Source organism: Allobosea sp. 05T439, assembly GCF_056396005.1.
On the sequence record NZ_JBFTKP010000003.1, the window covers coordinates 205,821 to 218,753 of the forward strand.

Genomic DNA, 12,933 nt, shown 5'->3' on the forward strand with positions numbered 1-12,933 from the left:
GGTTTGGGCGCCGCGGCCTGACCGGAGACGAGCACATCAAGGCTCTCACGGAGGCTGTGGAGGCGGAAAAGAACTCGTTTTGCTGGAGCTTGTCCCGAAGCATGGCGAAGGCCCTGCGTAGCGCAGCGTCTCGATATGCCGAAGGCGACAAGGCTGTTTGACTAACGTGGGTTAACTGGCGTTACGGCCATTGCGATGAGGAGTGAGGCTGCGGGCAGAGCCGCATCAAGCGGCCTCGTGCCGAGGCGTTACCGCGCCGCTCAACGCGCGGGAGAACCACGGAACGGCGTCAGGCCTCAGGCTATTCATTGACGACTGATCTGTATTAGCGCGTCGTCCGGATACGCCGGCGCCGCGCCGGAACGCGACAGTGGAAATGACGACCACTTCGCAGGCGACAATCTTTCCCGTCGCCGACCGAGAGTGACGACCGTTACGCGAAGCAAAATTCTGTATCGCAAACATACAGTCTGCATCACCGTTGAGTTTAACATTCATGGCAAATCGGCCTCGACAACGTCGGCTCGGCGTACCCGAAAAATGTTGCTGACGGCTCTGCCTCTTTTTCCTAATTACCAAAGATTTTTTCTCTCCCGATTTGAGACTGCATTGTTCGCTGATCGAAGCGCTATGGACAGGGAGTTCGGCAACTTTGTGACCGTTCCTGCCGATAGGTGATTTAGACGCGCATCGCGCCGGGATTCCTCAGGAATATGCACGCCGAATTTTGTAATCAATATTTTGGTAAATCGCAATTAATATTATTAACTTAATTTAATAAACATAAATCAATAAGATAATACTGACGCATATTAGCAGGCGCGCAGATTTTAGATTCAGCGCCTTTGCCTGCACTGACCCGAATCTTGCGAGGGAACAAACTTCCCGCCGACGATGGCATTGCGGCTATGAATCGCTTCTCCGGTGTTGACGATGATCGTTGTCGTCTGGATGGCTCCGCCAGAGGTCGGCTCAGCGAATGAGACAACAGCCTGCCCGGAGGCAATCGTGCCGAAATTCGGCCACAAGGTCGCCGAGCCCGCGCCGCCAATCAGGGAAGCGGAGCTTTTATCGGTATCCCAAACAAAGGTCAGGGCATTGCGAAAGCTAGGGAACCTACATTCCCAAGCAAAGGTCGCAGCGTGACCGGTCGAAGAAATCATGATCCCGACAGCGCTCAATGAGGCCAGACGCCGGCGAGATCTCATCCATAGGCTCCAATTCCGCAACAGGTTTGTTCTGGGCTTATTGGTTTGTCCTGGGCCTATTGCCTTCGAGGCGTGGCCGGTGCGCGCACGCAGACCGGACATCCCTGAAATACGTTGCTGGAGCATCCGACGCTTGTTAATTTCGGCCAAGATTTTGCTCGTCCCGGACATGAGCAGGGGAGTTCGGCGGCTTTGCCACGCGACCTGACCTCCCTGCCGACCACGCTAGCGGGCATCTCGCGCCTTGCCGTTGCGCGTCTTGCCGGCGCCGGCATACCGGCCGCGCCTCTCCTGAACGAGGTCGGCCTGACCGAGGACATGCTCGCCGATCACGATCAGAGAGTGCCCTCCCGGCGTCAGGTCGCATTCCTGGACCGGGCCGCGGCGGCACTGGGTGATGATTGCCTCGGCTTCACCCTGGCCCAGGAATTCGACCCCCGAGCCATGGGCTTGCTGTTCTACGTGATGGCATCCTCACAAACGCTCGGCGACGCAACGCAACGGATTGCGCGCTACAGCGCGATCACCAATGAAGCGCTGGTCTTCAGCATTGCCGAGGGAAGCGGGTTCACCGTCACGCTGAGCTATGCCGGCCTTCCCCGGCATTGCGATCGGCACCAGGCCGAGTTCTGCATTTTTGGAGCAATCAGGATCTGCCGCATCCTGACCGGCGCAAATCTCGTCCCACAACACGTCTCGATCGCGCATCACCGATCGGGCGACACCTCTGCGATGTCGCGGTTTGCCGGGACGAAGGTGGAGTTCGGCGCCGAGACCGATGCATTCGTTCTGCAGGCCGATGCGCGCGAACGCCATCTCGTGAATGCCGACCCTTATCTCAACGATCTCCTCCAGACCTATTGCGAGGCGGCGCTATCATCCCGCACGACCAATGCGAGCCCGCTTCGGGTGAGCGTCGAGAATGCGATTGCTCCGCTGCTGCCTCACGGCAAGGTTCGCGCCGAAGTCATCGCCCGCCAGCTTGGATTAAGCGAACGGACACTGGCGCGAAGGCTCGCCGAGGAGGGGCTGAGCTTTTCGGAGGTCCTGCGGCAACTGCGGCGTGATCTGGCTTTGCGCTATCTCAATGATGGCGACCACCATGTCTCCAAGGTCGCCTGGCTGCTGGGTTTCCACGAAGTCAGCGCGTTCTCGCATGCGTTCAAGCAATGGACCGGGCTGGCGCCGAGCCAGATGCGGCTGGGCGGCACCCCGAACGGATGAATGTCGCTTGGCCGACGCCAAGGCCGTTGGCGCAGTCGGCGCGGCCAGAGCGCATGCGACGCCCATCGGCCTGGGCGAAGAGCGGCGCCCCCTGCCCTCTCAGGCCGTCGGCMGCTCGGTGCCGGCGCGCAGCGTGGTGTCGACCAGGAGATTGCCGGTCGCACCCTGTTCCAGCGTGATGTCGACGCCATACACGTCCGACGCCGCCGGATGGGAGAGGACATCCCTGGGGCGGCCATCGGCGACGACGGTCTTGCGGTCGATCAGCAGGAAGCGATCCGCGCAGCGGCTGGCCAGTGCCAGATCGTGCAAGGCGACGAGCGTGACCTGGCCGCGCCGCCGCGTCGTCTCGCGGATGACATTGGTCACCTGCAACTGCCGGCGCAGGTCGAGCGCGCTTGTCGGCTCGTCGAGCAGGAGCACGCTGGGCGCGCGCACCAAGGCCTGGGCCACGGAGACGAGCTGCTGCTGGCCACCCGAAAGGTCCGACACCGGAACCTCCGAGAGATGGTCGATATGCAGCGTGCCGAGCGCCTCCTCCACCGCCCGCAGATCCTCGCGCGTGGCGCGGCCGCCATGGGCTTTCCGGGCGAGCAGCACATAATCGAAGACGCAGAGCGCAGCCCGCATCGCGACATGCTGCGACAGGAAGAAGATCGCATCATGCCGCTGCCGCGATGTCATTCCGGCAAGGTCGGCCCCGTCGAGCCGCATGGTGCCGGCGCGCGGGCGCAGCAGCCCGGCCACGAGGCGAAACAGCGTGGATTTTCCAACCCCGTTCGGCCCGACCACGGCGGTGACGGTGCCGCGCTCGAGCCMCAGAGCGCTGAGTCCGTCGAAGACGTCGCCGCGGCCACGATAGGCGAAACCGATCGACTCGATTGAAAGGCTCATTGCCAGCGCTCCCGGCGGATCGACATCACGAGGCTAAGGAAGAACGGCACGCCGACGAGGGCGGTGATGATGCCGATGGGATAGATGATCCCCGGGGTAATGCCCTTCGACAGCGTCGACGCGACGGACAGGATGAGGCCGCCGGCAATCGCCGCGACCGGCACGAAATAGCGCTGGTCCTCGCCGACCAGAAGCCGGGCGATATGCGGCCCCACCAGGCCGATGAAGCCGATCGTGCCGACGAAGGCGACGGCGGTCGAGGCCAGCAGCGAGATGCAGACCAGCATTTCGAGGCGCAGCCGCGCGACGCGCACGCCAAGGGCGGCGGCCCGCTCGTCGCCCATGGTGAGCGCGGTCAGCATCCAGCTGCGATGCAGGCAGAACGGCAGGATGACTCCAAGCAGGCCGGCGCAGATCCCGAGCTTCGTCCAGGTGGCGCGCGACAGGCTGCCCATCATCCAGAAGATGATCTGCTGCAGCTGGGTTTCGGACGAGTGGAACTGGATGAAGGCCAGAAGCGCATTGAAGGTGAAGAACAGCGCGATGCCGACGAGCACGAAGGTCTCGACGGTGACGCCGCGCAGCCGCGTGAACAGGAACAGGATCGCCGAGGTCGCGAGCGCGAACAGGAAGGCGTTCGCCGTCACCAGGAAGGCCCCCGCGAAAGGCACGAGCGAGACGCCGGTCGCGATGGCAAGCGCCGCACCGAAGCTCGCCGCCGACGAGATGCCGAGCGTGAACGGATCGGCGAGAGGATTGCCGAGGATGGTCTGCATCTGCGCCCCGGCAGTGCCCAGCATGGCACCGACGAGAATGGCCATCACCGCGACGGGCAGGCGCACATCCCAGACGATCACGTCGAGCTTCGGGCCCATCGATCCCGGTTCGAGGATGACGCGCGCCACATCCATCAAGGGGAAATTGCCGGGCCCCACCGAGACATCGACCACGAGCGCCAGCGTGAGCAGCGCAAGCGCCCCGACAGCGAGCAGGAGCTTGCCCAGCACCCGCCGCCGATAGCGCTCGCTGGCCGTATCGGCAGGCGGCTCGAAGGCCGGCATATCGGACAGGGCCATGGCGATCAGTTCATCTCGATCCAGAACTTGCCAGTCAGCTTGATCGGCAGGAAGCGGTCATGCAGTTCCTGGAAGGTCGCCCGGGCGTCGAGATCCTTGAACTCGTTGGGGTGCAGCCACTTGGCGAGCGCCTGGATGGCCACGAAGTGATACGGGCTCTGGTAGAACTGGTGATAGATCGCCATCACCTTCCTGTTCTTGACGGCCGTCAGCCCCGGAAATCCGGTCCGGGCGACGAGGCCCTTGAACTGCGCGGCGGCGCGTTCAGGCTGGGTCTCGTAGCCGAGCCAGACGGCGATATTGCCGGGGTTGCTGTTCGACCAGTTGGCGCCGGTCATCAGCAGGAATTGCGGATCATCGACGATGATCTTCTCCGGATTACCATGCCGCCGGCACCGGAAAAATACTTCGATCCCCAGTTCATGCCGCCGGCTTCGGAGACGAATTCGCCGAAGTTGAAATTGCCGAAGGACTGGCAGCAGGCAGACGGGTTGAGGCCGGCAGCCTGCTCGGCAAAGACCAGCGGCCGCTGATCCTGCTTCAGCCGCGTCGTGACGTTGTAGACCCGCCGCATCTGCTGCGAATAATAGTCGATGAAGCTATTGGCCGCGTCCATGCGGTCGAAGACCCGGCCGAGCAGAAGCATGCTCGGCACGGTGTTCTGCGTCGGGCGCTCGCGGAAATCGATGAAGATCGTCGGAATGCCGGCCTTGGCCAGGTTGTCGACGACACCGGACTGCATCGCCTTGTCCAGGAAGCCGAGCGACAGGATGACGAGGTCCGCATCAAGCGTGATCGCCTTCTCCACGCTGAAATCGCTCGAGGCGAGCGCCCTCACCAATGTCACCGACTTGGCGGCAGGGACATCCGCCAGGTAGCGGTTCCAGGTGTCGGGGTCGAATTTCGGCAGATCGTCGCCGATGGCGGCGAGCCGCGCGAAGGGCTTGTCCTTGCCCATCAGCACGACCGTCGCGGAGAATAGCCGGCCCTCGCCGAGGATGGCCCGTTGCACGCCCTTCTTGACCTTGACGGTGCGGCCGGCAAGGTCGGTCACCTCGATCATGGTGTCGGCAGCCTGCGCGCTGCGGATGCCCGGTGCGGCAAGCAGGGCCAGGGCGGCCATGAGCGCCACGCGCCGGGTCAGCCAAGCAAACCAGCCCGGCACGGATTGTGAATGCCTGTCCATCATGATCCTCGCTCTATCGATTGCCGTTTGCGCATGGGGATGGCGCAGCGGTCCTGGCCCAGCCGCCAGTGTTCAACCGGCGGCCTCCCCTCGCCCGACCGCCCATGATCGGCTCATGCTCCAGGAAGACGGTTCTGGTGCGGATCGGCTCAAGCAATCGCTGGTTATCGCGCGCGCCGAGATGCGCAGACCGGCTGAACAAGAAGATCTCATGATTCCGCAATACATGGGCTTGGCCGACGGGCGGCTCCAGTCACGCCGGATATTATTCCTGATCGATCGCGTGCTCAGAAGATCCACCGCATCTGTCCTCGTGCAGAATAGCGACCGGTTACAGACTGCGCGGCGATTTGTCACGATACTTCAATAACTTAGAAATACTCAAATCTATAACTAGAATATTTTTAAACTAAACGCTTGGCGAGATGGGCCGGCGCCCGACCTGACGGGGATGGGCGGACCTGACGATTGCGCTGAACGAGATTGCCATTGCTGGTCTCAGCCGGCCCGGGTGACCGCCGCAGCGGCGGCAGAATGCCCTCCCGCCTGCCGCCAGCCACAACCTCAGGCGCAGAAAACGGAACTCTTCTACCTAAGGTTTAGCAAGACAGGTTTGTCGACCCGATTGAATCGAGATTGTTCTCATTTTGAGAGGATTTACAAAGAGCGTTGACTACGCAACCATCCGGTCAGGCTTGGGGGTAGAGTGCAGAGGTCAGCCATGCCGGACCTTTCGGTTGCGATCGTCGATGATCACCCCATGCTGATGGAGGGGATCGCCGTGCTGCTGAAACGCTGGGGCGGTTTCATGCTCGCCGCGACGGGGACTGTCGCAGATCACATCGTGCCGATCGCCAGAACGCATCGCCCGGATGAGATGATCGTCGATCTCAGCATGGCGGGGGATGTCTTCCAGGCGATTGCGGACGCGTTGAAGATCGCTCCTGAGACGAAGATCGTGGTGTTCACCGCCTCGGCCAGCACGGAAGACGCGATCAGGGCGCTGGATGCCGGGGCCAAGGGCTATGTCCTGAAAGGCAGTCCCGGAGAAGACCTCTTCCAGGCTCTTCAGGCGGCACAGCGAGGCGATGTCTATGTCACGCCCTCCTTCGCGACCAAGCTGATCTGTGCGTTGAAAGAAAAGACCCTCGAAAGACAGAAGGCGGTCAGCAACAGGCTCAGCGTCCGGGAGCAGCAGATCGTCAATCTGCTGCTGCTCGGCAAGATGAACAACGAAATCGCCCGCGAGCTGTCGCTCAGCGCCAAGACCGTCAAGGGTTACATGACCAATCTGATGGCCAAGCTGAACGCGCGCAACCGCCTCGAGGTGGTGCTCGCCGCGCAAAGGCTGACTGCGGGAGCGAACACCCCTGCCGTGATCAGGCGCCCGTGAACGAGGACCGGCCCTGCCGGGCCCGTTGAGAGGGCCGCAGTCGCTAGGCTCCAGACGCTAGCCGGGCTCAAGGCAGCCAGAGCCGGGGAGGCTCGGCATGACGGTCGCGGACACTCTTACGCCCGGCATTCCGGTCCAACTGGCTTCCAGGGCGATCCTGCAGCACCGGGTCATCGGCAGGGCGACACGCTGCGGCATCGCGGCGGCTTGCCTGTGCTGCCTCCTTGTCATCCTCGTCTGCAATCCTGCCCGCGCTGCCGAATCCGACTTTCTCGAGCGTTTTCGCGGCGACTGGTCCGGCTCCGGCAAGGTCCAGCGCGACGGCGGCAGCCAGCCGCGGCACGTGACCTGTTCGATCATGGGGCGGCCCACCGAAAATCGGATCAGCGCGCAAGGCAGCTGCCGCGCCTATCTGATCTTCGTGCGCCCGGTCGCGATCGATGTCACTTATGATCCGCGCTCCGGCACCTATCACGGCACCTATACCGGCGCCCGGATCGGCCCCGCCCGGCTCAGCGGCACGCGCAGCGGCGACACCCTGAACCTTCGCATCGAGTGGCCGCGCCCGGTCAATGGCGACACGCAGGCCGCGATGGTCATCCAGAATGACGGCCGCGGCATCCTGCGGATGACCGTCGCGGATAACCTCACGCCCGGCGGCCCGATCCTGCAGACCTCCGAGATCATCCTGGTGCGTCAATAGGCGGGACCTGATCGGAACCGCCCTCGCCMACTCCGGAGAGATGATGCCCTGGCGGGGACCTGCGTCCTGGCTGAAGCACGCCCTCGAATTCGCGTGCCGTTGGACGATTCGCGCCCAATGGTAATCTCGGGGTTGCGATTGGCGTGAACCGGCCTCACTCTAAGGCATGAGCAGTATCGTCTCACGAACCGGCATGGCCATGCATGCGTGAAGAGCGACCCGACCGCCGGCGGAACCGCGCGCCAGGCTACCCGAACCGGCGCTCCGTGATGCTGAGCTCGGAGGCGGACTATATTCGCGCCTGCGCCAGGGCGCGTGATCTCCACGCCGCCGCCCACCATCCGATGGCCGAGCTGGAGCTTGAGAACCTGGCTCTCGCGATCCTGACCTGGGAACTCAAAAGCAGCGGGCCGGACGGAACCTGAGGCCGGCCAGACCGACGAAGCGGCGCCGGGCCCGGGGTCGCGCCGCTTCCCCTGCCCGCGCCGGCCGTGCCCCTATGCCGTGAGGCTATCCGCCCAGGCGGCGACCTTGTTCGACAGCGTCCTCAGATGGTCGTCGATGGAATAGCCCGAGACCGCCTTGCGCGGCTTCAGGTCGTGATCGCCATCGTCGAGCCAGAGGATCTCGATGGCGCTGGAGAGCGTGTAAGCCGACACCTCCTCGCGCGTTCCGAACAGGTCCCTCGTCCCCTGGGCGATCAGCGTCGGCGTCTTCATGGTCTCGAGATGCGCCGTGCGCAGCTGCTCGGGCTTGCCGATCGGGTGGAAGGGATAGCCAAGGCAGAGCAGGCCGGCGATCCGGCCGGATGCGTGCCACTCGTCGGCCAGCATGCTGGCGACACGTCCACCCATCGATTTGCCGCCGATGATGAGCGGTCCCTTGCAATCAAGCGCGCCGATGGCGGCGGCATATTCCGAGATCAGGGTTTCGGCGCGCGGCGGTGGCTTTCGACCAGCTGATGTCCGCCGACCTGCCATGTAACCGAACTCGAACCGGGCCACGCGAAGACCGGCCGCAGCCAGAGCGCCGGCGTTGGCCGTCATCGAAGCGGAATCCATCGGAGCCCCCGCGCCATGCGCCAGGAGGATCGTTGTCCTCGCCTCAGCCGGGCCATCCATCAGAAATGCCACCATCGCCGCCTTCGCCTTGCCGGAGCTGTCGGCTTCTCGCCGCCGGCCAATCTTCGGGTCGGCTGAGATTAAGCGGAAGCCGCCGCAATCAACAGCGTCGCCAGATCGCGCTCGTCAAGTCCGGGCCGATGAATGCCTCCAGGAGCATGTCAGGCTTCGACCCGCTGGCGATAATGATCCAGAACGGCCGCGACGCCCTCGGCCGACACCGCACCAGCCAGTCCTTCGGCCGCGCCTTCCGCGGCAGGTCTCGCCCGTCGCATCATCGCGGCTTCGTAAGCGGCAACCGCGCCCCATCCATCTCCGCTTGTCAGCGCGTCTGCCAGGTCGACGGCATCGGCGAGCGCCAGATTCACGCCCTCGCCGCCGAAGGGCGACATCAGATGGGCTGCGTCCCCAAGCAAGGTCAGCCCCACCCTGCTTTGCCAGGAATGATCGATCGGCAGCGCATAGAGCGGGCGGACGGCGATAAGCTCGCCACTGTCGATGAGATGGACGAGGGACGGCGCCCAACCTGCGAAACGATCGCGCAGCATTGCCCGGATGCGATCGTCGCCGAGCGACATCCAATCGCGCGCCTCCGCCTCGGGAAGACGCAGACCCGCGTAGCCGCGGATATGGCGGTGTCCATTGCGTTGCGCGATCAGCACCCGATTGTCGCCGACGGCGAACATCTTGCCGCTCCCGACCAACCCATCGACGTCGGGATGGCGTTCGGCAGCGAAGCCGAACTCGACCAGCGTTACCCCCTCGTAGAGCGGCCGGGCATCGGAGAGCAGGGCGCGGACACGCGACCATGCCCCATCCGCACCGATGACGATATCGAAGCGTTCCGAGATTCCGTCGACGACGACATCAAACCCGCCCGCCTCGATCGGTGTCACGGCATCGACCTTGCTCGCCCAACGCAGCGTCATGGGCGCAAGCGAGCCGAGCAGGATCTGGCGCAAGGCGGTCCGGTCGACCTCCGGTCGATTGTCTCCGGCACCGTCGCGGTCGAACAACAGCGTGCCGTTCTGGTCATAGAGCCGGTCGCCCTGATCCTCGGGCCGCGCCACGGCGCGAAACTCGGCTTCGAGCCCAGCCCGGGCGATAGCCTGCTGGCCGGTCTCGGCGTGGAGATCGAGCGAGCCACCCTGTGGCCGGTCACCGGCATGGCGATCCCGCTCGAAGACTGTCGGCTGAAGCCCGCGCAACAGAAGGAGCCGGGCGAGCATCAACCCGCCGGGGCCGCCGCCGATGATCGCGATTTTCGGTCTGGTTGTCATGACAGGATCCTCAATATACATAGGAGCCTATATAACAACATAGGAGCCTATGCAATGACATCCGAGGACTGGGACCCGATGGCCTATCCCGGCCATTATTTCAGCCGGATCGCGCGCGGCCTGGCCCGGATCGGTGATCTACGCCTCGGAAAGATCGGTTTCGCCACCGCTCAGCTTCCGGTGCTGGCCGCCCTGAAAGACGGGGACGGTCGATCGCAAACCGAGCTCGCGCGCTGGGCAAGGGTCGAACAGCCGACAATGGCGCAGCTTCTCGCGCGCATGGAGCGTGACGGCATCATCCGGCGGGAGCCCGATCCGGCCGATCGCCGCAGCAGCCTGATCTCGCTGACGCAGGAGGCACGCGACCGCCTGCCGGCGGGACGGGCGATCCTTCAGCAGAGCAATGAAGAGATGACGCGTGGTCTCTCGGCTGAAGACCTGCAGACGCTGATCGCATTACTCCGTCGCGTGCTCGGGAATCTCGAGGCGATGGAGCGATAGCGCCGGGCGGTCGATCACATGGTCATTCCACGCCCTCCGCTCCGGCCGCCTGGTGGGCGCCGGTTGCGTCGCGCATGCCCTGGCGCAGGGCCTGGACGCGGCTGTTGAGCTCGATCATCTCGGGCACGGCGAAGCCGGAATGGCGCAAGAGCGCATCGGTCAGGCACCCTGTCTTGGGATGCAGGCTCCTGCCCTTCTCCGTGAGATGGACCTCGACCAGACGCTCGTCGATGGTGCTGCGCCGACGGGCKAGAAAGCCCGCCGCCTCGAGCCGCTTGACCGCGGGCGTGATCGTGCTCGGCTCGAGCGCGAGGCGCTCGCCGATCGCCCCGATCGTCAGGCCGTCCCGCTCCCAGAGCGCGCTCAGCACGAGATATTGCGTATAGGTCACGCCGAGCGCGTCCAGCATCGGCTTGTAGACGCGCTGGATCGCCAGCGAGGCGGAATAGATCGAGAAACAGAGCTGGCCGTCGAGCGGCAGCGTCGGGGCATCGGTCATCGGCATCCTCCAGGGGCCTCGCGGGCCCAGATCTCGAAAAACAATATCGCGATAAAGAAATCGCTTTACAAGGCCGCGGGGCCTCTGTATCGAGTTACATATCGCGATAATGATTATCGCAGAAACAGGAAGGAGCCACCGTCATGACCAAGTCCCTGATCGCTGCCGCCGCCCTCTCCGCTACCGTTGCCCTCTCCGCCGTCGTCGCCGGCACCGCCGCCGAGGCCGCCCCTGCCGTCAGGAACGTCGTCCTCGTCCATGGCGGCTTCGTCGACGGCTCGGGCTGGCAGGGCGTCTACAATATCCTCCGGAAAAAGGGCTACAGCGTCACCATCGTCCAGAACCCGACGACCTCGCTGGCCGACGATGTCGCCTTCACCAAGCGGGCGATCGCCCAGCAGGATGGCCCGGTCATCCTGGTCGGCCATTCCTATGGCGGCGTCGTCGTCAGCGAGGCCGGCACCGATCCGAAGGTCAAGGCGGTCGTCTACATCGCCGCCTTCGCGCCGGATCAGGGCGAGTCGGTCTCCTCGCTGATCGCCAACCCGCCTCCCGGCGCATCAATCCCGCCGATCCTGCCGCCCGTCGACGGCTTCCTCGCCCTCGACAAGGCTAGGTTCGCCGCCGCCTTCGCCGCCGATGTCGATGCCGACACCGCCGCCCTGATGGCGGATTCGCAGGTGCCCTGGGGCGTCGCGGCGCTGGCCGGCGCGGTCACCAATCCGGCCTGGAAGATGAAGCCGAGCTTCTATCTCGTCGCCAGCGACGACCACATGATCCCGCCCCCGGCCCAGCACCAGATGGCCAAGCGCGCCGGATCAACCGTCGTCGAGACCAAGGGCAGCCATGCCGTCTATGTCTCGAAGCCGGCCGTCGTCGCCGAGATCATCGAGAAAGCCGCCAACGCGAAGTGACCGGACCAGGACGGTCGAGCCGATCCATCACCGTCGCCATCGATCTTCAGGGCGGGCCCAGAGCGGGCCCGCCCTTCCCGCTTTGGCTGTGCGTCAGGCGAGTTTCGTTTCGTTGCGTGCGCAAGGCGCCCCTCGAAGCGATTGATCCGCCTTGGCGCCGCCAGTATCCTTCTTGTCGACAAGAGGATCTGCCGATGAAGACGACGAAACAATCTGCCGCCGCTCCCGAGCGCAAGCGCGGCTCGGGCGTGAAGGTCGTCTATGATCTGCTGCGGGACGAGATCCTCGACCTCGTGCTGCCGCCGGGCAGCCCGATCGACGAAGTCCAGCTCGCCGAGCGATTCAAGATGTCGCGCACGCCCATTCGCGAGGCGCTGGTGCGGCTGGCGGGCGAAGGGCTGATCGACACGCTGCCCAACCGCTCGACGATGGTGTCGAACCTCGATTTCCTCAACATGTCGCCGTTCTTCGACGCCCTCGTGCTGATGTACCGGGTGACGACGCAGCTCGCGGCACAGCATCATCGCCCGCAGGATCTGGTCACCATCCGCGCCCGGCAGAAGGAATTCGCCGCCGCCGTGCAGGCGCAGGACGCGCTGGCGATGATCGCGACGAACGCGGCGTTTCATTCCGCCATCGCCGAGGCCGGCCGCAACCCGTATTTCAACAGCCTGTTCAGCCGCCTGCTCGATGAAGGGCGGCGCTTCCTCAGGCTCTACTATCAGTCCTACGAGGACCGGCTGCCGCAGCGTTTCGTCGAGGAGCATGAAGCGATGATCGCCGCGATCATCGCCCGGGACGTCGTCGCAGCAGAGCGCCTCGGCAAGGCCCACGCCGATCAGATCGTCCAGCAAATCCAGAAGCTTATGGTCGGCGACGAGCGCCTGGAGATTGCCCTTTAGGACGCTCGCCTAATTCTTGTCGACAAATAATA

16 protein-coding genes are annotated in these 12,933 nt (G+C 64.2%); 8 read left to right on the forward strand and 8 right to left on the reverse strand.

The features are described from left to right. Positions 1 to 836 precede the first annotated feature (836 nt). A complete protein-coding gene (locus AC1DIO_RS04940; protein ID WP_441504698.1) occupies positions 837 to 1,358 on the reverse strand; it encodes a hypothetical protein in 522 nt (173 codons plus the stop codon). 42 nt (positions 1,359 to 1,400) lie between these two features. Here AC1DIO_RS04940 and AC1DIO_RS04945 point away from each other — a divergent pair, with 42 nt between their 5' ends. Continuing rightward, positions 1,401 to 2,432 carry an AraC family transcriptional regulator gene (locus AC1DIO_RS04945; RefSeq protein ID WP_441504699.1) on the forward strand — a complete coding sequence of 344 codons (1,032 nt, stop codon included), beginning with the start codon at positions 1,401 to 1,403 and terminating at the stop codon, positions 2,430 to 2,432. A gap of 99 nt (positions 2,433 to 2,531) precedes the next feature. On the opposite strand, the gene AC1DIO_RS04950 is transcribed toward AC1DIO_RS04945, so the two are convergent. Genes AC1DIO_RS04950 through AC1DIO_RS04965 form a run of 4 tightly spaced genes read right to left on the reverse strand, consistent with a single transcriptional unit; the run spans position 2,532 to position 5,588 of the window. Beyond that, the gene (locus AC1DIO_RS04950; protein WP_476853183.1) at positions 2,532 to 3,326 is read right to left on the reverse strand and encodes an ABC transporter ATP-binding protein; all 795 of its coding nucleotides are present in this window, start codon (positions 3,324 to 3,326) and stop codon (positions 2,532 to 2,534) included. Further along, positions 3,323 to 4,396, reverse strand: a complete 1,074-nt coding sequence (locus tag AC1DIO_RS04955; RefSeq protein ID WP_441504855.1) for a FecCD family ABC transporter permease — start codon at positions 4,394 to 4,396, stop codon at positions 3,323 to 3,325. Before AC1DIO_RS04955 ends, AC1DIO_RS04950 begins: the two co-directional genes overlap by 4 nt. 11 nt (positions 4,397 to 4,407) lie before the next feature. After that, on the reverse strand, positions 4,408 to 4,740 hold the full coding sequence (locus tag AC1DIO_RS04960) for a TroA family protein (protein WP_441504701.1): 333 nt from the start codon (positions 4,738 to 4,740) through the stop codon (positions 4,408 to 4,410). Then, a complete protein-coding gene (locus AC1DIO_RS04965) occupies positions 4,740 to 5,588 on the reverse strand; it encodes an ABC transporter substrate-binding protein (RefSeq protein WP_441504702.1) in 849 nt (282 codons plus the stop codon). Before AC1DIO_RS04965 ends, AC1DIO_RS04960 begins: the two co-directional genes overlap by 1 nt. A gap of 115 nt (positions 5,589 to 5,703) precedes the next feature. Between AC1DIO_RS04965 and AC1DIO_RS04970 the strand changes: the two genes are divergently transcribed. The 4 genes from AC1DIO_RS04970 (at position 5,704) to AC1DIO_RS04985 (ending at position 8,109) form a co-directional block, all read left to right on the forward strand. Continuing rightward, entirely contained in the window at positions 5,704 to 5,958 is a 255-nt protein-coding gene (locus AC1DIO_RS04970; protein ID WP_476853184.1) for a hypothetical protein, read from the forward strand. A 351-nt stretch (positions 5,959 to 6,309) separates the two neighbouring features. Next, positions 6,310 to 6,981, forward strand: coding sequence for a LuxR C-terminal-related transcriptional regulator (locus AC1DIO_RS04975; RefSeq protein WP_441504704.1), 672 nt, complete (start codon positions 6,310 to 6,312; stop codon positions 6,979 to 6,981). A gap of 97 nt (positions 6,982 to 7,078) precedes the next feature. Beyond that, positions 7,079 to 7,684: a hypothetical protein gene (locus AC1DIO_RS04980; RefSeq protein WP_441504705.1), complete on the forward strand. Its 606-nt coding sequence runs from the start codon at positions 7,079 to 7,081 to the stop codon at positions 7,682 to 7,684. A 203-nt stretch (positions 7,685 to 7,887) separates the two neighbouring features. Beyond that, positions 7,888 to 8,109, forward strand: a complete 222-nt coding sequence (locus tag AC1DIO_RS04985) for a hypothetical protein (RefSeq protein WP_069876938.1) — start codon at positions 7,888 to 7,890, stop codon at positions 8,107 to 8,109. A gap of 72 nt (positions 8,110 to 8,181) precedes the next feature. Here the strand turns inward: AC1DIO_RS04985 and AC1DIO_RS04990 are convergent, their stop codons facing one another. Beyond that, on the reverse strand, positions 8,182 to 8,820 hold the full coding sequence (locus AC1DIO_RS04990) for an alpha/beta hydrolase family protein (RefSeq protein ID WP_441504706.1): 639 nt from the start codon (positions 8,818 to 8,820) through the stop codon (positions 8,182 to 8,184). A 146-nt stretch (positions 8,821 to 8,966) separates the two neighbouring features. Further along, entirely contained in the window at positions 8,967 to 10,085 is a 1,119-nt protein-coding gene (locus AC1DIO_RS04995) for an FAD-dependent oxidoreductase (protein WP_441504707.1), read from the reverse strand. 54 nt (positions 10,086 to 10,139) lie between these two features. On the opposite strand from AC1DIO_RS04995, the gene AC1DIO_RS05000 reads away from it, so the two are divergent. Next, on the forward strand, positions 10,140 to 10,586 hold the full coding sequence (locus tag AC1DIO_RS05000; protein WP_441504708.1) for a MarR family winged helix-turn-helix transcriptional regulator: 447 nt from the start codon (positions 10,140 to 10,142) through the stop codon (positions 10,584 to 10,586). Positions 10,587 to 10,608: 22 nt separating this feature from the next. Here the strand turns inward: AC1DIO_RS05000 and AC1DIO_RS05005 are convergent, their stop codons facing one another. Further along, a complete protein-coding gene (locus AC1DIO_RS05005) occupies positions 10,609 to 11,085 on the reverse strand; it encodes a MarR family winged helix-turn-helix transcriptional regulator (RefSeq protein ID WP_441504709.1) in 477 nt (158 codons plus the stop codon). Between the two features lie 143 nt (positions 11,086 to 11,228). Between AC1DIO_RS05005 and AC1DIO_RS05010 the strand changes: the two genes are divergently transcribed. Together AC1DIO_RS05010 and AC1DIO_RS05015 are read left to right on the forward strand one after the other, a co-directional pair. Then, the gene (locus AC1DIO_RS05010) at positions 11,229 to 11,999 is read left to right on the forward strand and encodes an alpha/beta hydrolase (protein ID WP_476853185.1); all 771 of its coding nucleotides are present in this window, start codon (positions 11,229 to 11,231) and stop codon (positions 11,997 to 11,999) included. A 194-nt stretch (positions 12,000 to 12,193) separates the two neighbouring features. Further along, positions 12,194 to 12,901 carry a GntR family transcriptional regulator gene (locus AC1DIO_RS05015; RefSeq protein WP_441488635.1) on the forward strand — a complete coding sequence of 236 codons (708 nt, stop codon included), beginning with the start codon at positions 12,194 to 12,196 and terminating at the stop codon, positions 12,899 to 12,901. Positions 12,902 to 12,933: the final 32 nt, after the last annotated feature.

Coding starts and splice junctions, on each gene's coding strand:
- AC1DIO_RS04960 (WP_441504701.1), bottom strand. CDS start 4,740: ATGACCGGCGCCAACTGGTCGAACAGCAACCCCGGCAATATCGCCGTC.
- AC1DIO_RS04965 (WP_441504702.1), bottom strand. CDS start 5,588: ATGGACAGGCATTCACAATCCGTGCCGGGCTGGTTTGCTTGGCTGACC.
- AC1DIO_RS04970 (WP_476853184.1), top strand. CDS start 5,704: ATGCTCCAGGAAGACGGTTCTGGTGCGGATCGGCTCAAGCAATCGCTG.
- AC1DIO_RS04975 (WP_441504704.1), top strand. CDS start 6,310: ATGCCGGACCTTTCGGTTGCGATCGTCGATGATCACCCCATGCTGATG.
- AC1DIO_RS04980 (WP_441504705.1), top strand. CDS start 7,079: ATGACGGTCGCGGACACTCTTACGCCCGGCATTCCGGTCCAACTGGCT.
- AC1DIO_RS04985 (WP_069876938.1), top strand. CDS start 7,888: ATGCGTGAAGAGCGACCCGACCGCCGGCGGAACCGCGCGCCAGGCTAC.
- AC1DIO_RS04990 (WP_441504706.1), bottom strand. CDS start 8,820: ATGGTGGCATTTCTGATGGATGGCCCGGCTGAGGCGAGGACAACGATC.
- AC1DIO_RS04995 (WP_441504707.1), bottom strand. CDS start 10,085: ATGACAACCAGACCGAAAATCGCGATCATCGGCGGCGGCCCCGGCGGG.
- AC1DIO_RS05000 (WP_441504708.1), top strand. CDS start 10,140: ATGACATCCGAGGACTGGGACCCGATGGCCTATCCCGGCCATTATTTC.
- AC1DIO_RS05010 (WP_476853185.1), top strand. CDS start 11,229: ATGACCAAGTCCCTGATCGCTGCCGCCGCCCTCTCCGCTACCGTTGCC.
- AC1DIO_RS05015 (WP_441488635.1), top strand. CDS start 12,194: ATGAAGACGACGAAACAATCTGCCGCCGCTCCCGAGCGCAAGCGCGGC.